Annotated in this window: 17 protein-coding genes; 12 read left to right on the forward strand and 5 right to left on the reverse strand. The window is 64.5% G+C overall.

The window, feature by feature from the left end; genetic code table 11:
• Positions 1-17: 17 nt before the first annotated feature.
• Positions 18-935: a LysR family transcriptional regulator gene (locus tag LV28_RS32065; protein WP_023595162.1), complete on the reverse strand. Its 918-nt coding sequence runs from the start codon at positions 933-935 to the stop codon at positions 18-20.
• Positions 936-1,152: 217 nt separating this feature from the next.
• On the opposite strand from LV28_RS32065, the gene LV28_RS32070 reads away from it, so the two are divergent.
• The 9 genes from LV28_RS32070 to LV28_RS32110 all read left to right on the forward strand — a co-directional run bounded on the left by LV28_RS32070 (position 1,153) and on the right by LV28_RS32110 (position 12,189).
• Complete coding sequence (locus LV28_RS32070; RefSeq protein WP_038618160.1) at positions 1,153-2,550, forward strand: M20 family metallopeptidase; 1,398 nt, start codon at positions 1,153-1,155, stop codon at positions 2,548-2,550.
• A complete protein-coding gene (locus LV28_RS32075) occupies positions 2,547-3,881 on the forward strand; it encodes an MFS transporter (protein WP_023595164.1) in 1,335 nt (444 codons plus the stop codon). Before LV28_RS32070 ends, LV28_RS32075 begins: the two co-directional genes overlap by 4 nt.
• 177 nt (positions 3,882-4,058) lie before the next feature.
• Positions 4,059-6,401 carry a bifunctional salicylyl-CoA 5-hydroxylase/oxidoreductase gene (locus LV28_RS32080; RefSeq protein ID WP_038618157.1) on the forward strand — a complete coding sequence of 781 codons (2,343 nt, stop codon included), beginning with the start codon at positions 4,059-4,061 and terminating at the stop codon, positions 6,399-6,401.
• Between the two features lie 9 nt (positions 6,402-6,410).
• Positions 6,411-7,223, forward strand: coding sequence for an SDR family NAD(P)-dependent oxidoreductase (locus LV28_RS32085; RefSeq protein WP_023871803.1), 813 nt, complete (start codon positions 6,411-6,413; stop codon positions 7,221-7,223).
• A gap of 62 nt (positions 7,224-7,285) precedes the next feature.
• Complete coding sequence (locus tag LV28_RS32090; protein ID WP_023595167.1) at positions 7,286-8,149, forward strand: enoyl-CoA hydratase family protein; 864 nt, start codon at positions 7,286-7,288, stop codon at positions 8,147-8,149.
• Between the two features lie 18 nt (positions 8,150-8,167).
• On the forward strand, positions 8,168-9,352 hold the full coding sequence (locus LV28_RS32095) for an acyl-CoA dehydrogenase family protein (RefSeq protein ID WP_025248860.1): 1,185 nt from the start codon (positions 8,168-8,170) through the stop codon (positions 9,350-9,352).
• 190 nt (positions 9,353-9,542) lie between these two features.
• Positions 9,543-11,186: an AMP-binding protein gene (locus tag LV28_RS32100; RefSeq protein ID WP_038618154.1), complete on the forward strand. Its 1,644-nt coding sequence runs from the start codon at positions 9,543-9,545 to the stop codon at positions 11,184-11,186.
• Between the two features lie 122 nt (positions 11,187-11,308).
• Positions 11,309-11,779, forward strand: a complete 471-nt coding sequence (locus LV28_RS32105) for an acyl-CoA thioesterase (RefSeq protein ID WP_023595170.1) — start codon at positions 11,309-11,311, stop codon at positions 11,777-11,779.
• A 2-nt stretch (positions 11,780-11,781) separates the two neighbouring features.
• Positions 11,782-12,189, forward strand: a complete 408-nt coding sequence (locus tag LV28_RS32110; RefSeq protein ID WP_023871799.1) for a RidA family protein — start codon at positions 11,782-11,784, stop codon at positions 12,187-12,189.
• Between the two features lie 66 nt (positions 12,190-12,255).
• Here the strand turns inward: LV28_RS32110 and LV28_RS32115 are convergent, their stop codons facing one another.
• The 4 genes from LV28_RS32115 to LV28_RS32130 form a co-directional block, all read right to left on the reverse strand.
• Positions 12,256-12,669: a DoxX family protein gene (locus LV28_RS32115; RefSeq protein ID WP_023871798.1), complete on the reverse strand. Its 414-nt coding sequence runs from the start codon at positions 12,667-12,669 to the stop codon at positions 12,256-12,258.
• Positions 12,670-13,180: 511 nt separating this feature from the next.
• Complete coding sequence (locus tag LV28_RS32120) at positions 13,181-13,714, reverse strand: ureidoglycolate lyase (RefSeq protein WP_025249244.1); 534 nt, start codon at positions 13,712-13,714, stop codon at positions 13,181-13,183.
• Between the two features lie 165 nt (positions 13,715-13,879).
• Complete coding sequence (gene alc / locus LV28_RS32125; protein ID WP_023595174.1) at positions 13,880-14,902, reverse strand: allantoicase; 1,023 nt, start codon at positions 14,900-14,902, stop codon at positions 13,880-13,882.
• A gap of 108 nt (positions 14,903-15,010) precedes the next feature.
• Positions 15,011-16,336: a C4-dicarboxylate transporter DctA gene (locus LV28_RS32130; RefSeq protein ID WP_038618151.1), complete on the reverse strand. Its 1,326-nt coding sequence runs from the start codon at positions 16,334-16,336 to the stop codon at positions 15,011-15,013.
• Positions 16,337-16,777: 441 nt separating this feature from the next.
• Between LV28_RS32130 and LV28_RS32135 the strand changes: the two genes are divergently transcribed.
• The 3 genes from LV28_RS32135 to LV28_RS32145 all read left to right on the forward strand — a co-directional run bounded on the left by LV28_RS32135 (position 16,778) and on the right by LV28_RS32145 (position 20,090).
• Positions 16,778-17,545, forward strand: a complete 768-nt coding sequence (locus LV28_RS32135; protein ID WP_023871795.1) for an SDR family NAD(P)-dependent oxidoreductase — start codon at positions 16,778-16,780, stop codon at positions 17,543-17,545.
• Positions 17,546-17,547: 2 nt separating this feature from the next.
• Complete coding sequence (gene treF, locus LV28_RS32140) at positions 17,548-19,176, forward strand: alpha,alpha-trehalase TreF (RefSeq protein ID WP_255315171.1); 1,629 nt, start codon at positions 17,548-17,550, stop codon at positions 19,174-19,176.
• 152 nt (positions 19,177-19,328) lie between these two features.
• Positions 19,329-20,090: a FadR/GntR family transcriptional regulator gene (locus LV28_RS32145; RefSeq protein ID WP_023595178.1), complete on the forward strand. Its 762-nt coding sequence runs from the start codon at positions 19,329-19,331 to the stop codon at positions 20,088-20,090.
• Positions 20,091-20,106: the final 16 nt, after the last annotated feature.

Genomic DNA, 20,106 nt, shown 5'->3' on the forward strand with positions numbered 1-20,106 from the left:
GGCACGGCGTCGACCGCTCAGGCGAACGGTCGATCGAGAATTTCCGGTGCACGGATCGCGTCGATCAGCAGGCCCAGGAAGGCCTCCACGGGAGCGGGCAGGGTGCGGCCCGCCATGGTCTGCACCTGGAGCGTGCGCTGGTGCAGGGCGGGATTGCGAATCGGTATGGCGACCAACCCATCCGGCGCCAACCGGCTGCGCACGGTGAGCAGGCCCGTGAGCGTAACCGCGTTGCCCGAGCGCACGAAGCTATGCAGCGCGGCGTGGTAGTTGCTCACGAACACCGGTTCGAACAGCAAGCCTTCGAGCGTGCAGCACAGGTCGAACATCTGTCGGATCGTCACCCCGGCATTGGACAGCGCCATCGGGTAGGGCTGCAGGTCGGCGAGGGCGACGTCGCGGCGCCTGGCCAGCGGATGTTGCTCCGCCATCAGGGCGAAGATGGGCGCGGGTTGGGTGTGCACGACCTGCACACCTTTCTCGGGCGCCACGCTGAAACACACCGCGATGTCGGCCTCGCCATCGCGCACGCGCTCGGTGGCGACGAAGGGCGACACGACGTCGAGCAGGAAATGTGCGCCGGGGTAGGCTTCGCGAAAGCGCGCGAAGACCTGCGGCAGAAAGTCTCGCGCGACCCCTTCGGCGCTCGCCACGCGAATCGTGGCACGCCCCGCCTCCGTCAGCCCCCGGATTTCCGACGTCACGCGCTCGGTGTCGAGCAGCACGCGACGCGCATGATCGGCGAGCAACGCGCCTGCCTCGCTCAGCACCATGCCGCGCGGGCGACGCTCGAACAGCGGGGTGCCGAGGTCTTCCTCCAGCTTGGCGATCTGACGGCTCAGCGCCGAGACGGCCACGTGCAGGCGCTCCGACGCGCGGCTGAGCGAACCGGTGCGGGCGACCTCGAGAAAATAGCGTAGCGCGTGTGTTTGCATGAGCCGTTCCAGCCATAGAGAGGTTCAACGGCAGGTGTCTGCCTGGCGATGGTTGCTTTGCCGAAATGGCAACGAAACCTTCGAAATATTATCATTGTTGTCAAAAATACCCGCTCCTAGAATGGCCTGAACGGTTGTGCCGCAGCGTGCTTCCGACATGCTTCGCGCGATGTGCGAGACGGCAGCCGTCCCCTCAAAAGCCATCTGGAGACAAGCAGTGACCCGTAGCGCAGCCATTGCACAAGCCACCGCCCAATACGATTCGGGCGCGTTCCTGGACACACTCAGCCGTCGTGTCGCCTACAAGACCGAGAGTCAGGAGGCGGATAGCGGCGAGGTGCTCCATGCCTATCTTTCCGACGAAATGACGCCTTCGCTGGCGGCGCTCGGCTTCACGTCGCGCATCGTGCCGAACCCGGTGCCGGGCGGCGGCCCGTTCCTGATCGCGCAGCGTCATGAAAGCGACGACGCGCCGACCGTGCTCACCTACGGGCACGGCGATGTGGTGCGCGGCTATGACGCCCAGTGGCGCAGCGGGCTGAAGCCGTGGGAGATCGTCGTGGAGGGCGATCGCTGGTATGGGCGCGGCACGGCCGACAACAAGGGCCAGCACACCATCAACCTCGCGGCGTTGGCCCAGGTGCTGGCCTTGCGTGGCGGCAAGCTCGGCTACAACGTGAAGATGATCGTGGAGATGGGCGAGGAAATGGGCTCGCCGGGCCTGCATGCGATTTGCGAGCAACTGCGCGACGAGTTGCGCGCCGACGTGCTGATCGCGTCCGACGGCCCGCGTCTGAGTGCCGAACGTCCGACGGTTTTCCTCGGCTCGCGCGGCCTTGTCAATTTCAAGCTGAGTCTGAATCTTCGCGATGGTGGTCATCACTCCGGCAACTGGGGTGGTTTGCTGCGCAATCCGGGCGTGGTGCTGGCGAACGCCATTGCTTCGATCGTCGACGGCAACGGCAAGATCCTCGTCGAGGGGCTGCGCCCGCCGGAGCTGCCCGCTTCGGTGCGGCGTGCACTGGCAGGGCTGGAGGTCGGCGGCGGGCCGAACGATCCCGAGGTCGACGCCGACTACGGCGAGCCGGGGCTCACACCGACCGAGCGCGTCATCGGCTGGAACAACATCGAAGTCCTCGCGTTCAAGACGGGCAATCCTGAAAAGCCGGTCAATGCCATCCCGCCGTATGCGTATGCCCACATGCAGATCCGCTTCGTGGTCGGCACGGACTGGGAGCGACTTGGCGAGATTCTGCGCGCGCATCTCGACGCGCACGGATTCCCGATGGTGGAGGTCGAGGTGGAGCGCGGCGTGATGGCGACGCGTCTCGACCCGGAGGATCCCTGGGTGCTGTGGGCGCTTGGGTCGATGCGCGAGACGACGGGCAAGCCGCCGGTGCTGCTGCCGAACCTCGGCGGCACGTTGCCGAACGACGTGTTTGCCGACGTGCTCGGGCTGCCCACGCTGTGGGTGCCGCACTCCTACCCGGCATGTTCGCAGCATGCGCCCGACGAGCACCTGCTCGGCTCGGTCGCGCGTGAAGCGTTGCAGATCATGGCCGGGCTGTTCTGGGATCTTGGGGATGTGAATCTGAAAGAGGGGAAGCCGCGATGAACAGTTCTGCTGCCGCCGCCGGGGCGGACCCGGCGAAGGGCGCGTCGAGCGCAGACAAGGAGGGGGCGCGCGCCGAGGTGCCCGTCTACAAGCTGATCGTCGCGACGTCCATCGGCAATGCGCTCGAATGGTACGACCTGATCGTCTACGGCTATTTCGCCGTGACGATTTCCAGGCTGTTCTTTCCCGCGCACGACGAAACCGTGTCGTTGCTCATGGCGCTGGGGACGTTTGCGCTGTCGTATCTCGCGCGCCCGCTCGGTGCGTTCGTGCTGGGCGCGTATGCCGACCGGCACGGGCGTCGTGCGTCGCTCATGCTCTCGATCGCCATGATGACGCTCGGCACCGGTCTCATTGCGTTCATGCCGACGTACGCCGCGATCGGTGTCTGGGCGCCCATCGGCATCTTCGTGTCACGACTGATGCAGGGGTTCTCGGCGGGCGGGGAGTTCGGCAGTTCCACGGCGTTTCTCGTCGAGCATGTGCCGAACCGGCCGGGCTTCATGTCGAGCTGGCAGTTCGCGAGTCAGGGGGCGAGCACGCTGCTGGCCTCGGCGTTCGGTGCGGTGCTTACCGGCGCGCTGACCCAGCCGCAGCTCGAATCCTGGGGGTGGCGCATTCCCTTCCTGTTCGGGATGCTGGTCGGGCCGATCGGACTCTACATTCGCAAGTACATGGATGAGACGCCCGCCTTCGAGACGGCCCGCAAGACCGAATCGCCAGGCAAGGCGTCGCCGGTATGGGAGGTGCTCGCCACGCAGAAGTCGCGCCTGCTGGTCTCCATCGGCGCGCTCATCCTGACGACGACGGCAAACTACATGATCCTGTACATGCCGACGTATGCCACGAAGCAACTGGGCCTGCCGCCGGCGCAGGGCTTCATTGCGACGCTGGTCACCGGCTTCGTGATCATGACGCTCACGCCGTTCGTGGGCCACTGGTCGGACAAGGTCGGGCGCATTCGCATCATGTTCGTGGCCGGTGTGCTGTTCCTGTGCACCGTGTATCCGGCGTTCGCGTTCATGAACGCGCATCCGTCGCTGGCGACGATGATGCTGGTGATGCTGTGGGTCGGCACGTTGAAGGCGGTGTACTTTGCGCCGATTCCAGCCCTGATGTCGTCGCTGTTCCCGACGCGCACGCGCGCAACGGGCATGGCGGTGGGGTACAACCTCGGCACGACGATCTTCGGTGGCTTCACGCCGTTGGCCGTGGCGTGGCTGATTGCATCGACCGGCAACAAGCTCGCCCCGGGGCTGTATCTGATGGTCGGGGCGGTGATCAGCCTGACGACGTTGGCCATTGCACGAAAGCGCATGGGCGCGCGCTGACGCGAACGCGCCGGCCTTGGTCGCCTAAGGGCTTTCCCGAGCTTCCCGCCAGCAGGGCACACCGACCTTGCTGGCGGGAATTTTTTTCGCTAGTATTTTAGGCATAAACTATTTACGATTTAACAAAGATCGAGGCGTCGGTGAGTGCGGCGCGGTCAGTGAATCCGGAGGCTGGAGATGAATATCGTCTGTATCGGTGGCGGTCCCGCGGGCCTGTATTTCGGGCTGTTGATGAAATTGCGCGAGCCGTCGCACCGGGTGGTGGTGGTCGAGCGCAATCGTCCGTACGACACCTTCGGCTGGGGCGTGGTGTTCTCCGACGCCACCATGGACAACCTCCAGGACGCCGATCCGGTGAGCGCCGCGGAAATCAACGCGGCCTTCAATCACTGGGACGACATTGACATCCATTTCGAGGGCCGCACCATCACGTCCGGCGGCCACGGCTTCATCGGCATCGGCCGCAAGAAGCTGCTCAACATTCTTCAGGCGCGCTGCGAGGCGCTTGGCGTCGAGCTCGTTTTCGAGACGGAAGTGGGCGACGATCAGGAGATCGCGCGCCGCTATCAGGCCGATCTGGTCATCGCCTCGGACGGCCTGAACAGCCGCATCCGCACCCGCTACGCCGACACCTACCGCCCGGACATCGATACGCGCCAGAACCGCTTTGTCTGGCTCGGCACGCATCAGCGCTTCGATGCCTTCACGTTCGCCTTCGAAAAGACCGAGCACGGCTGGTTCCAGGCGCACGCCTACCAGTTCGACGCCGACACGTCGACCTTCATCGTGGAGACGCCCGAGGAAGTCTGGCGCGCGCACGGTATCGATCAGATGAGCCAGGAAGAGGGCGTGAAGTTTTGCGAGAAGCTCTTCGCCAAATACCTCGGCGGCCACGAGCTGATGAGCAACGCCAAGCACCTTCGCGGCTCGGCGATCTGGATTCGTTTCCCACGCGTGATCTGCGAGCACTGGGTGCACTGGAACGACGTCGACGGCAAACGCGTGCCGGTCGTGCTCATGGGCGACGCCGCCCATACGGCGCACTTCTCCATCGGCTCGGGTACGAAGCTCGCACTCGAAGACGCGATCGCGCTGGCCGACGGCCTGGTCGCGCAGAATGTCGACGCCGTGCCGCGCGTTTTGCAGGACTATGAAGCCGCCCGCAGCGTGGAGGTGCTGAAGATTCAGAATGCCGCGCGCAATTCCACGGAATGGTTCGAGACGGTCGATCGTTACGCGCGTTTCGCGCCGGAGCAGTTCGCTTATTCGCTGCTCACGCGCTCGCAGCGCATCTCGCACGAGAACCTGCGTGTGCGAGATGCCGGTTACGTCGAGGGCTACGAGGACTGGCTCGCCGAGCGCGCCGGGGTGAAACGCGCCGCCGGTCAGCACGCGATCCCGCCGATGTTTACGCCGTATCGCGCGCGTGAGCTCACGCTCAAGAATCGCATCGTGATGTCGCCGATGGCGATGTATTCGGCCGTGGACGGCGTGCCGGGGGATTTCCATCTCGTGCACCTGGGCAGCCGTGCGCTGGGCGGCGCGGGCATGATCGTCGCGGAAATGACCTGCGTGTCGCCCGAGGCGCGCATCACCCCGGGCTGCCCGGGGCTCTGGAACGACACGCAGCGCGACGCGTGGAAGCGCATTGTCGACTTCGTGCACGCGGGAAGCGACGCGAAGATCGCCATGCAGATCGGTCACGCCGGTCGCAAGGGTTCGACGCGACTGGCCTGGGACGGCATCGATCTGCCGCTCGACGAAGGCAACTGGCCGCTCATCTCGGCGTCGCCGCTGCCATACATCGACGGCGTGTCGCAGACACCGCGCGAGATGACGCGCGCCGACATGGGCCGTGTGAAGGACGACTTCGTGCAGGCGGCGCGGCGCGCGGCCGAAGCCGGTTTCGACTGGCTCGAACTGCACTGCGCGCACGGCTATCTGCTCTCGAGCTTCATTTCGCCACTCACGAATCAGCGTACCGACGAATACGGCGGCTCGCTGGAGAACCGCCTGCGCTATCCGCTGGAGGTGTTCCGCGCGGTGCGGGCCGTCTGGCCGGACGCCAGGCCGATGTCGGTGCGGATTTCGGCGCACGACTGGGTCGAAGGCGGCATCACGCCCGACGACGCGGTGCAGATCGCACGGGCGTTCAAGGCAGCCGGCGCCGATCTCATCGACTGCTCGTCGGGGCAGGTGAGCAAGGCGGAGAAGCCGGTCTACGGTCGCATGTTCCAGACGCCGTTCGCCGATCGGGTGCGCAACGAAGCGGGCATTCCGACGATTGCCGTTGGCGCGATCTTTGAAGCGGACCATGTGAACAGCATCATCGCGTCGGGCCGCGCCGACCTGTGCGCGCTGGCGCGTCCGCATCTGGCCGATCCGTTCTGGACGCTGCATGAAGCCGCGAAGATCGGCTACAAGGATCTGCCGTGGCCGGCGCAGTACTATGCCGGCAAGCGGCAGTACGAGACCAATCTGGAGCGTGCTGCCGCCTACGCTCAACAGATCGGCAAATAAGGACAGTTCATGACGTCTACGACAACTCCGGCCACCGCGGCGCCGGCATCGCTGCAAGGAGCGCACGCCCTTGTGACGGGTGGCGCGCGTGGTATTGGCGAGGCGGTGGCGCGCGCGTTGCTCTCGCAAGGCGCGCGCGTGACCCTGCTCGGGCGCAACGAGACCACGCTCGCCGCCGGCGCGCGGGCATTGGCCGCGCACGGCGACGTGGCATGGGTGAGCGCCGACATTTCGGACGCCGCGGCCGTCGAGGCGGCGTTCGCCCGCGCTGCCGAGCGCTTCGGGCCGGTGCAGGTGCTGGTCAACAACGCCGGGCAAGCGCTCAGCGCCCCGTTCGGCAAGACGGACGCGGCGCTGTGGCAGCAGATGATCGACGTCAACCTGACGGGCACGTTCCACTGCATTCGCGCCGCACTGCCGGCCATGCTTGCGGCCGGCTGGGGCCGCATCGTGAATGTGGCCAGCACGGCGGGCCTGATCGGCTACCCGTACGTGACGGCCTATTGCGCGGCCAAGCACGGCGTGGTCGGCCTCACGCGCGCGCTCGCGCTGGAGGTGGCGAAAAAGGGTGTGACGGTCAACGCCGTGTGTCCGGGATACACGGAGACGGACATCGTGCGCGACGCCGTGGCGAACATCGTCGCGAAGACGGGGCGCAGCGAGGACGAGGCGCGTGCCGAGCTGGCCGGACGCAATCCGCAGGCTCGACTGGTGCAGCCGCAGGAGGTGGCCGACGCGGTGCTGTGGCTGTGCCAGCCCGCCGCGAGCGCGATGACAGGGCAGTCGCTCGCGGTGGCGGGCGGCGAGGTGACTGTCGGCTGAGCGCCGGGCGCCCGGATCCGCGCCATGGCGCGAACGCATAACCTATTCAAGGAGATTGGCCAATGAGCGACGTGAAACTGACGATGGCGCACCACAAGCGCCCTTTCGCGAACTATGAAGCCAGGCACTTTCTGTGGTCGGTGTCGAATGACGCGCAAGGGCGTCCGAGCATTGGCACGATCACGCTGAACCGACCCGACAAGAAGAACCCGCTCACGTTCGATTCGTATGCCGAGCTGCGCGATCTGTTCCGCGGGCTGGTGTATGCGACGGATATCAGGACGGTGGTGGTGACGGGTGCAGGCGGCAATTTCTGCTCGGGCGGCGACGTCCACGAGATCATCGGCCCGCTCACGCAGATGAGCATGCCGGAACTGCTGGATTTCACGCGTATGACGGGCGATCTGGTCAAGGCGATGCGCGCCTGTCCGCAGCCGATCGTCAGCGCGATCGATGGCATTTGCGCCGGTGCGGGCGCCATGGTGGCGCTGGCCTCGGACATGCGCCTGGGCACGCCGCAGACGAAGACGGCCTTCCTGTTCGTGCGTGTGGGACTTGCGGGGGCCGACATGGGCGCCTGCACGCTGCTGCCGCGCATGATCGGGCAGGGGCGGGCGTCGGAGCTTCTGTACACGGGGCGCGTGATGACGGCCGAGGAAGGGGTGCAGTGGGGGTTTTTCAACGCGCTGCATGACGGCGGCGCGGTGTTGAGCGCCGCGCAAACGCTGGCCGACCAGATCGCGTGCGGGCCGACGTTCGCCCATGGTGTGACGAAGAAGCTCCTGCATCAGGAGTGGAACATGGGCGTGGACGAGGCGATCGAGGCCGAGGCCGAGGCGCAGGCCATCTGCATGCAGACGAAGGATTTTCGCCGCGCCTACGACGCCTTTGTCGCCAGGCAAAAGCCGGTATTCCAGGGTGACTGACGCGAGACGGCAGGCAACATGACTTCCCTAACACCTCACCACGCGCGCAACGCCGATTTTCTGGCGTGGCCGTTCTTCGACGACGCGCACCGTCGCCTTGGTGCCGAACTGGACGATTGGTGCTCGCGCGAGCTGCATGTCGATCATCACGCCGACACCGATGCCACCTGCATCTCGCTGGTCCGCCAGTTGGGCCGCGCGGGCTGGTTGAAGTATTGCGTACCGGCCAGTCATGGCGGCGCGATGGACAAGCTCGATTCCCGGGCGCTGTGCGTGCTGCGCGAGACGCTGGCGCGCCACGACGGCCTGGCCGATTTCGCCTTCGCGATGCAGGGCCTGGGCAGCGGCGCGATCACGCTTGCCGGCAGCGACGCGCTGCGCCGGCGTTATCTGCCGCGCGTGGCGTCGGGCGAGGCGATTGCGGCCTTCGCGCTCTCTGAGCCCAACGCCGGGTCGGATGTGGCGGCGATGGCCTGCTCGGCCACGCCTGACGGTGACCATTACGTACTCAACGGCGAGAAGACCTGGATCTCGAACGGCGGTATCGCGGATTTCTATTGTGTCTTCGTGCGGACCGGCGAGGCGCCGGGTGCGCGCGGCATCAGCGCCTTCGTGGTGGATGCCGATACGCCGGGGCTGACGATCGCCGAGCGCATCGATGTGAGCGCGCCGCACCCGTTGGCCCGACTGAAGTTCGAGAACTGCCGCGTGCCGGCCTCGCAGCGCCTGGGCGACGCGGGGCAGGGTTTCAAGGTCGCGATGATGACGCTGGATATTTTCCGTGCGTCGGTGGCCGCGGCGTCGTTGGGTTTCGCACGTCGCGCGCTCGATGAAGGTCTGGCGCGCACGAAGTCGCGCGAGATGTTCGGGCAGACGCTGGCGGACTTCCAGATCACGCAGGCGGCGTTGGGCGACATGGCGACGTCGGTGGACGCGGCGGCGCTGCTGACGTATCGCGCCGCGTGGCAGCGCGATGTACAGGGTCAGCGCACGACGCGCGAAGCGGCGATGGCAAAGATGTTCGCGACAGAATCGGCGCAGCAGGTCATCGACCGCGCGTTGCAGATGTTCGGTGGCGCGGGAGTGGTGTCGGGCGCGATTGTGGAGCGTCTGTATCGGGAGATTCGTTCGTTGCGCATTTACGAGGGCGCAACGGAGGTGCAAAAGCTGATCATCGCGCGCGAACTGCTCAAGGACGATTGAGCCTCGGTGTCCGAAGCGCCGGGCGTGGCGGTACGTGGCGGTAAGTAGCAGGATAAGGCGGGTGATGTGCGCGGTGCCCCCGGGAGACAGGGACGGCATGGCGTCTTGCAATGACACTTGGAAGCACTTGATCGACGTTTGGCCGGGGCGGTCGGCGTCATGCTGGATTACCGGGGGCAAGGAGAAGCACATGGAACGATCTGGACATCTCGACACTTTCGCGCGCGACAATTTGCCGCCCGCGGATCAGTGGCCCGAGTTTCTGCTGGACAATCCGGACGTGGCGTACCCGGCGCGCATCAATTGCGCCGCCGAACTGCTGGATCGCACGATTGCGCAGGGCCGCGGTGACGCGCCCGCGATTTATTCGGTGGAGAACGGCAAGCCCACGGTCACGACGTATCTCGGCCTGCGCCAGATGGTCGATCGCATCGCGCATGTGCTTCGCAACGACATGTCGCTGGTGCCGGGCAATCGCGTGCTGTTACGTGGTCCGAACAATCTGTTCATGGCGGCGGCCTGGCTGGCGGTGATCAAGGCGGGGCTGGTCGGCGTGCCGACGATGCCGCTGTTGCGTGCGAAGGAGCTCAAGCAGATCGTCGACAAGGCGGAGATCGGCGCGGCTTTGTGCGACGGCCGTCTGAAGGAGGAGCTGGAGTTCAACCGTCAGGCGGGCCATGAGTATTTCTGTCCCACGCTCACACAGGCGGTGTATTTCCATGACGTGGGTGAGGACTCACTGGAGGCCCGCATGGCGCGTCAGCCGGCGAGCTTCGAGGCGTGCGACACGGCGGTGGACGATGTCTGCCTGATCGCGTTCACGAGCGGCACGACAGGGCAGCCGAAGGGTACGATGCATTTTCATCGCGACGTGCTGGCGATGTGCGATCTGTTCCCGCGCCATGTGCTCAAGCCGGGGCCGGACGATATTTTCTGCGGCACGCCCCCGTTAGCGTTCACTTTCGGCACGGGCGGCTTGCTGACGTTCCCGCTGCGCGTCGGTGCATCGACGGTGTTGCTCGAGAAGCTCACGCCGGACAGTCTGTTGCAGGCGATCGAGCAGTACCGCGCGACGATCTGCTTTACGGCGCCGACGTTCTATCGTCAGATGGCGGCGCTGGTGGGCAAGTACGATCTGTCGAGTCTGAAGAAGACGGTGTCCGCGGGCGAGGCGTTGCCGGACGCGACGCGTCAGCTGTGGAAGCAGGCCACGGGCATCGAGATGATCGACGGCATCGGCGGCACGGAGATGATCCATATTTTTATTTCGGCGGCGAACGGGGATGTGGTGCCGGGCGCGATCGGCAAGCCGGTGCCGGGGTATGTGGCGATGATCGTGGACGAGAACATGCAGCCGCTGCCGCCGGGGAAGGTGGGCAAGCTGGCGGTGAAGGGGCCCACGGGCTGTCGGTATCTCGCGGATTCGCGTCAGACGAATTATGTGAAGAACGGCTGGAATCTGCCGGGCGACACGTTCATGTGCGATGAAGCGGGCAATTATTACTATCAGGCGCGCTCGGACGACATGATTGTCTCGGCGGGCTACAACATCGCGGGGCCGGAGGTGGAGTCGGCGTTGCTCAAGCATCCGTCGGTGGCGGAGTGCGGGGTGGTGGGGGCGAACGATGAGGCGCGCGGCCAGATCGTGAAGGCTTATGTGGTGCTCAAGGCGGGCGAGCCACGCGACGCTTCGATGGTCAAGGCGCTTCAGGAGTATGTGAAGGCTAACATCGCGCCGTACAAGTATCCGCGTGCGATCGAGTTCGTCGACGCGCTTCCGCGCACGGAGACGGGTAAGCTTCAGCGCTTCAAGCTGCGGCAGATGACGCAGTGAGGTGAGGGCGGAGCGCTCCGGTGGGCGCTTACTCACGTGCGGGCTCGGCGCCGCGATGCGGTGGGATTCGACGTGATGAAGCCCGATGCACCGGGGTGCGTGGGACGATGAGGAGATAAAGGATGGCGGGCACTGAAGTGGCGGCGAATGCTTTCGTGAAGCCGGTGCTGGTGCGGTTCAAGCACTGCGATGCCGCTGGCATTGTGTTTTATCCGCGCTATTTCGAGATGATCAACGATCTGGTCGAGGACTGGTGCGCCGAAGGGCTCGGCCTGTCGTTCGGCGAGATGCATTTGCGCAATGGGATGGGCGTGCCGACGGCGAACCTGGAGTGCCGTTTCAGTGCGCCAAGTTTTCTGGGCGAGACGCTCTCGCGTTCGTTGGAGGTGGTGCGTCTGGGGCGTTCGTCGATGACGTTGCGCATCCGCTTCGCGGGACCCGACGACGAGACGCGTCTGCTGGCCACGCTGGTGTTGGTCTGGGTCGCGAAAGGCGAGGGCGGCAGGCCCGCCCCGATCGCGGTTCCCGAGGCCCAGCGTGAAGCAATTGTGCGCTTTGCCGCACCTGATTCTGTGATTGAAGGAGTGTCGTGATGCTGCAAGTTCTGCAACCGCCCGAGTGGGCGAAACCGCGCGGCTATGCGAATGGCATGGCTTTCGAGATGACGGCCGGCAGCCGCATCGTGTTTGTCGGCGGTCAGATCGGCTGGAATGGGCAGCAACGTTTCGAGACGGATGATTTTGCGCTTCAGGTGCGTCAGACGCTGGAGAACATCGTGGCGATTCTGGCGGAGGGCAACGCGAAGCCCGAGCATATCGTGCGCATGACGTGGTACGTGAAGGACAAGAAGGAGTATGTCGCGAACTATCCGGCGATCGGCGAACACTATCGCGCGGTAATCGGTCGGCATTTCCCCGCGATGACGGCGGTTGAGGTGGCCGATCTGGTGGAGGACGAAGCGAAGGTGGAAATCGAGGTGACGGCGGTGGTGCCGGCCGCCTGACGCGCGGTAGGTCCAACGCCACAAACGAGGACGCAATCCCGCATCCTCGTTTGACCAACGATCAGCTCACTTGCGGTCGAACGAATACTTGCCCGGACCGGTGAGCGCCAATAGGATCAACCCGCCTGCAATGCTCAGGTTCTTGTAGAAGTTGATCATCGCCATGAACTGCTCCACGCCGCTCAAACCCCAGTATCGATGGCCAATCAACGCCGTCGCCACGGTGTACGCCGCAAGTACCAACGCCAGCGGTCGCGTATAGAAACCCAAGACGATCATTACCCCCGCGATCAACTCCACAACCACCGCAATGACCGCTGACACCGCCGGCATCGGCGCACCCGTCGCGGCCATGTATCCAACGGTCCCCTCGAAGCTCATCAGCTTCTGAAAACCAAACATCACAAACAACACCATCAGCAATACCCGTGCAGCCAACAGCACGCCATCTTTGTTCGTTTCGAGCGAGACGTATCGCATTTTCATTTGCCTTTTCATGTGGGTGTTTCGCGTGATTCGCAAAAACATGTGGCAATTTTAGTGTCCTGATTTGATGCATCAAGATGGTGAGATTTGTAAGTTTGTCGCGAATAGGTTGACAAAACCTCTCCCCCAGACGGACCGGAGCCCCTTTCCGCCGCTCAGACATAGACCCAACTCGCCGCGAAAAGGCGCCCCGGTCCGTCCCCCTCCATGCCCCCAGTCCTTCCACCAACACCCCCCGCTATCCCACCCCCCTCTCTCCTCTCACCCCCCATCGCCCCGTCGACACCACCCGCATCCAGCGCGAACGCGACGCCGCACCCGCCCCGCACGTGCTCCGCATGCTCCGCAACTGCGCAGGCCGGCCGCGCCGCCGCCTCATTCCCCCGTTATCCCTCCCATCTTCCTTTTCCCCCCCGCACAACGCAAAACGCCGAGGATCTCTCCCCGGCGTTCTCTCTTGCAGCCCGCTTCCAATGTCTCGCCTGCCTCAAAAACACACGCAGTCTTAAGCAGCCTTTCGCGCCTTCTGCACCACATCCAACGCCGCCTGCGTCAGCAGATACGCGCCCGGCAAATCCTGCTCGTCACAGTTGTGCCCCTCGCCACCCCGATCCACCACCACGAAGTCACTCACTTCTTCCAACGCCAACAACGGGTGATGCCATACCCCCCTCGCATAATTCACGCCCTGCCATCCATCCGAGACGAACGCCCGCATGCGACTCACGTCCAACTCGCCCGCCGGTGCCACCACCACCAGATACGGCGTCGTCTTCAACGGGATGAACGCCTGGCTACCCAGCGGGTGACGCTCCAACATCCTCACCTCGTACGGCAACTGCCTCGGCTGACCCCGGAAGACGTTCACCAACGGTCGCCCACCCTCCGGCCCCAGATCCACCGTCGCCAGATCGTGATATCGCTCGGTCGTGCCCCCGTTGATCGCGAAATGCTTCGCCCCCTCCAACTCGATCACGTCGCCAAACTCCGCAAACGCCTCTCGCGTCAACCGCTCGATCTTCAACGCCGCACCCGCCATGTCACACTCCCTTTTCCTCGCATTTGCCATCCCGTCCCGCGAACCATCGGCTCGCAGCAAGGACACCATGCTTCTGAACCCCTCATCGCGCCCGTCATGCACGCCATGCCCGCGCGACGAGTGGGTCCGGTGCCGCTCGCGACACTCCCTTTTTGCTGCGCCTGCCTATGCCTTCCTGTCGCTCAATCGCCCCCACAAACGCAGGCGCGATACGCCCCCGTCCGGAATGATGTTGAACCGGATGTGCGTGATCGCACCGAGCTTCTGCACCGGCTCCTCGAAGTGGAACTGCTTGTCCATCGCCAATTTCTGCTCGGGCAACAACACCGGCCAGAACATGGACTGCGTGATCAACGACTGCTCGGTGCCTCCGGTCACATACGCCGCCTGTATCGAGCACCGGTCGGGGAAGTTGCCCTTGAAGTGCGCGGTGTCCACTTCGATCTTCGCGATCTCACCCGGCTGCGCCAGCGCAATGATCGCCCAGTCGTTGCCCGGCTCGCGACGCCGACGCGTCTCCCATCCATCGCCCATGTTCACCCCGCGACCCGGCATCAACAGGTTCGACGCCAACCCGAAGTGCTGGTTGTTCGCGGCCACCACGTATCCCCCGTTCTCCATCGCGATGAGGTCGATGAGCTCGTCACGCGAGCGTCCCGCCCAGTCGCTCTGCGGCAGGCCGTACAGGCGCAGACGCGCCAGACCACCATCCGGATACAGGTTCACGCGCACATGGGTGGCCGGACGCTGCTCGGCAATGGCATGGTAGTGGTGCGCGTTGCCCTGCAACGTGGTCGACGGCAACAACTCGAACCACTGCGCCGATTCTCCCGGCGCGCCCTCGGGGCTGTAGCACCCCTCGAGCGAGGCCGCCGGCGGGAAGTTGCCGGTGAAGTGGCTGGTGTCGAGATCGACACCGAACAACACGCCCGGGCGCGCCAGCCTGACGATGCACCAGTCGTATCCGTTCACGCGCTTGCGACGCGTCTCCCAACCGTCCATCCACTTGCCGTTGTCGTCGTACTTGCCCGGGATGAACACGGCCGGCTCGGGATTGAGCATGCGCTCCTTGGCCGCGAAGAACTCGTCGCTGGCCTCCAATGCCTGCGCGCCAAGGCGAGGATCGGCCAGATTCACGTATCGGCGCACGAATTCCGGTGCGTTCGGATCTTGCGGGGCGAGGGCCATGTTGCAGTTGACTCCAAGGTATGTGGCCGACGACTGACGTCGGCCTTAAGCGGGTTCGGGCAGGCGCCAGGCATCGCCAGGCACCCGCGGTTTGAATGGTGCTGTATTTCAGCGTGTCAGGGCGGCGTTGACCGGTGCGCCGGATTCAGCCCCGGCAGACTCGGAAATCGGTTCGTAGGGCAGGGCGCCGTCGAGGACTTTGTGCGCTCTTGCGAAGTCGACGTCTTTTTCCCACGCGGCCACGACGAGCGTTGCCACGCAGTTGCCGAGCAGGTTGGTGATGGCCCGCGCAATGCCGACGAACCAGTCCACGGGCAGGATCAACACGAGCCCGATCACCGGAATGGCCGGAATGGCAGTCAATGTCGCCGCGAGAATGACGATGGCCGATCCGGGAATGCCATGCGCGCCCTTGGACGTGAGCAGCGACACGAGCACGACGAGAATGAGGTCGTGGATGGACAGCGGGGTGTTGGTCGCCTGCGCAATGAAGATGACCGCCAGGGTGAGGTAGATGGAGAATCCGTCGAGGTTGAAGGAGTAACCGGTCGGCACGACGAGGCCCACGGTCGATTTCTTGATCCCCATCCATTCGAGCTTGCGCATGATGGTCGGCAACACGGCATCGGACGACGCGGTACCCAGCACGATGGACAGCTCTTCACGGAAGTATTTGATGAACTTGAAGATGTTGAAGCCCGCCAGACGCAACACACCCCCCAGTACGATGGTGACGAAGACGAAGCAGCTCAGGTAGAACACGAGGACGAGCATGCCCAACTGTTTGAGCGACGCCGCGCCGTATTTGCCGGTGGTGAATGCCACCGCCCCCAGCACGCCCAACGGCGCCAGCCGGATGATGAACGCCATCACGCGAAAGAAGACATGGCTCAGGTCGTCGATGAAGCGCGCGACGGGACGGCCGCGCTCGCCGATGGCCGCAAGTGCGCAACCGAACATCACGGAAAACACGAGGATCTGCAGGATGTCGCCCTTGGCAAAGGCGTCGGTGATGGTGTCGGGAATGATCTTCAACAGGAAGCCCGCAGTGTCTTTGAGGCTCTTCGCATTCTCGGTGTACGCGGACATGGCGCTCGGATCGAGGCTGTGAATGTCGATGTTCATGCCCACGCCCGGACGCGTGACCCACGCAAGCACGGCGCCAATCACGAGCGCGAAGGTGGTGATGATCTCGAAGTACAACACGGCCTTGACGCCCACCCGGCCGACTTTGCGCAAATCGCCCGCGCTCGCCATGCCACTCACCACCACGCAGAAGACGATGGGGCCGATGACCATCTTGATCAATTTCAGAAAGCCGTCGCCCAAGGGGCGCAATGACTCTCCCAACTGCGGAAACCATATGCCGAGCGCCACACCAACGATCAACGCTATGACAACTCGGCCAAACAACGAACGAAACAGCTTGGGCATGGTTTTGTCTCCTCTGCCTGCGCAAATCACTCTCTCGGATTTCGCGATTTCTACGTCTGACGGACTGCTCTCGGGGGCTGGCTCTGTGCATCTACCGCATCGATGAGCGCTGCGCACTCATCCACCACTTTCCAGTGTAGTTAAACATGTCATACCGGTCTGACCAGTGGTGTTATGGCGAATATTAGAAAGTCAATATAGTGAGGTCAAGGTGAGTCTTGTGAGGGGATTCCCTAGGACGGGGTGATGCGCCAGGGCCGACTTCGCCGGTAGCGACGATCCGCTCGAAAGCCTTTGTTTTGTCAGGCGAATCGGGGGCATTCGGTGTGAACTTCACTTTCCTCCCTTCGGTCGCACTGGTATCGGGCACGTGGTTCGGGGCAGACGGATCCTCGGGTGGCGTGCACGGATTTCCCCAAACCGACGAAGCAGGGAGGCGCCATGCGGATGAAGGACACGGTGGTTCTGGTCACCGGCAGCGGGCAGGGTATCGGGCGCGCGATCGCGATCCGGCTGGCCCAGGAGGGCGCGCGGCTGGTGATCGAGGACCGGCTGGACAATGCGATGGCCGAGCAGACACTCGATTTCGTGCGCAAGGCCGGCAGCGACGGCTGCGTGATCGCGGGAGATGTGGGCAGTGTCGCCGACGACCGCGCGGTGATCGAGCAGGCGGTCGAGGCCATGGGCCGCGTGGACGTGTTGGTCAATAACGCCGGTGTGGAACGCCGCGCCCCGTTCCTGGAGGTAACGGAGGACGATTACGACCTGGTGATGGACGTGAATCTGAAGGGGGCGTTTTTTGTGACGCAGGCGTTTGTGAAGCATCTCCGGGACACGAAGCGCGGCGGGCGCATCGTCAACGTGAGCTCGGTTCATGAGGAGCTGCCGTTTCCGCATTTCGCCAGCTACTGCGCAAGCAAGGGCGGCATGAAGATGATGATGCGCAACCTTGCCATCGAACTCGCCCCGCTCGGCATCGCCATCAATAACGTGGCGCCCGGCGCGGTGGGCACGCCGATCAATCAGCACCTGCTCGCGAACAAGGCCCAGCTCGATGCGCTGGTCGCGAACATTCCCCTTGGACGCCTGGCGGATCCCAGCGAGGTGGCCAACGCGGTGTTGTTCCTCGCCTCGCCGGAGGCAAGCTATATCACCGGCACGACTCTGTTCATCGACGGCGGCCTGCTCTGGAATTATTCGGAGCAATGACGATGACGGACACCGCTCAACGCACGCTCGCACGGGGCGGCATGACGCCGGATGTCGCGCACTCGGCGCCGTCGGACGTGCTCACGCCTGCCGACCGATATCAGGAACTGTTCGTCGCCGTGCAGACGCAACGCATCTTTCCCGACAGCAAGACGTTCGTCGATTGCGTTCCTTCGCTGGCTCCGGAGGAGGTGCTGCGCCGCTATCGGGAAAGCGCGCAAGTGCCCGGCTTCGATCTGTCACGCTTCGTGGCCACGTATTTCACGCTGGAGCGCACACCGCCAAGCCATTATGTGTCGGCGCCGGGGCAGGCACTGGTACCCCACATCGACGGTCTGTGGGACGTGCTTACGCGCGAGCCGGAAGCCCACCCGTCGTGCAGTTCGCTGTTGCCGTTGCCTCGTGCCTATGTGGTGCCCGGCGGACGCTTTCACGAGCTCTATTACTGGGATTCGTATTTCACGATGCTCGGACTCGCCAGCAGCGGCCGCCATGACCTGCTGGTGAGCATGGCCGACAATTTCTCGTTTCTCATCGACACCTATGGCCACATTCCGAATGGCAATCGCACCTATTACCTCAGCCGTTCGCAACCGCCGATGTACGGCCTGATGGTCGAACTTTTCGAGTCGCACGGCGTGGACCGCGCCCTGCGCTATCTGCCGCATCTGCGACGTGAGTACGAGTACTGGATGGACGGCGAGGCGTCGCTCGCACCCGGCGACGCCCGGCGTCATGTCGTGCGCATGCCCGACGGTGCCTGCCTGAACCGCTATTGGGACGAGCGCGATACGCCACGCGAGGAGGGCTATCTGGAGGACGTGAATACGGCGCTGCATGCCCCGCACCGACCCGCCGGCGAGGTGTATCGCGATCTCCGCGCAGGCGCGGCGTCGGGCTGGGACTTCAGTTCGCGCTGGCTCGATGACGTCAATGACCTCTCGTCGATCCGCACCACGGCTATCGTCCCCGTGGACCTGAACAGCTTTCTGTACGCCTCGGAACGCCAACTGGCCTGCCTCGCCCAGGCCGCCGGCGACTCGCAGGCCGCACACGCGTTCGCCGCCCGCGCACTGGCCCGGCGCGATGCGATGACCCGCTACCTCTGGAGCGACGAGGTTGGCGCCTTCCTCGACTATGACTGGCAACGCGGGCAACGCCGAACTTGCCTGAGCGCGGCCGCGGCCACCCCGCTCTTCGTCGGGCTGGCCTCGCCGGCGCAGGCGCAACGCACGGCCGACACGCTGCGCGACCATCTGATCGCCGCCGGCGGTCTGCGCACGACCCAGGCGTCGAGTTTGCAACAGTGGGACCCGCCCAACGGCTGGGCCCCGTTGCAATGGATCGCCATCCATGGCCTTCGCAAGTACGGCGAGCAAGCCCTAGCGGGGGATATCGCCCACCGCTGGCTCTCGACCGTGAGCGCCCTGTATGTCCGTGAGAGCAAGCTCGTGGAAAAGTACTCGCTGCATACGAGCGACGCCATGTGCGCGAGCGGTGGGGGCGGCGGCGAGTATCCGCTGCAGGACGGCTTCGGCTGGACCAACGGCGTGGTGAGACGCCTGCTCGGCGATCATCCGGAACACGACGCGCATCAGGCGACGGCGCAAGGCCGCACGCCAGGCAATTGATCCGGCAAATGGTCGGGGCCGCGCAGGCGTGTCCGGCAAGGCGCGCGGGGAAACGGCTGTCGGGCTTCCGGGCGCCCGGCAGGCTGGCACCGGACCGATATTTGGCGTCGTACAATGCGCCTTACGAATCCCCGCATTCCCAGTGAGGCCTCATGAAGCATTCGGCGCATGCCGTAACCGACGCCGCCGTCGCCACTATCCGCGAGCGCATCGAACGCCAGGTTTATCCCGCCGGCGCGATGCTGCCCTCGCAGCGCCAGCTCGCCGAAGAGCTGGCGATCAGTCGCGCCTCGCTGCGCGAGGCGCTCTCGACGCTCGAAGCGCTCGGGATGGTCGCGATCCGCCCCGGCAAAGGGGTGTACGTGAACGACGCTTCGGCACGGGTCGGCGTCGCCTGGCGCTTCGCCGACCAGATCTCGCTCGCCGATACTTACCAACTGCGCTTTGCCCTGGAAGGCTTCTCGACCCGGCTCGCCGCCCACGCCGCCAGCGCCGACGAGATCGACTGGCTCACGGACAATGTCGAGTCGATGAAGGCCGCCCTGATCGAGGGCGATGTGGATACCGCCGCCCAGCTGGACTTCGCTTTTCACCTGCGTATCGTGGGGCTGGCCGGCAACGGCGCCATCGCAGACATTTTGCGCGGCAGCACCGACATCGTCATGGAAAGCCAGCGCCTGCCGTTCTATCAGCGCGAACTCGTGCTTTCCACCTATCATGAACATCTGGAGATCCTCAACGCCCTGCGACGACGCGATGGCGCCGCCGCCGGGGCCGCGATGGAACGCCATATCGTGCTGGCAGCCCAGCGAGCGGGCATTCATTTTCCTATCCCCTCTGCGTATTCGTCGCCCGACAGCTTGCCCCCTCGCGAGAACGCAGAGCGTACTGGTGCCCCACACGTTCAGCTTTGAGATGCATCGGTTTTGC

Source organism: Pandoraea pnomenusa, from assembly GCF_000767615.3.
Lineage (GTDB): Bacteria > Pseudomonadota > Gammaproteobacteria > Burkholderiales > Burkholderiaceae > Pandoraea > Pandoraea pnomenusa.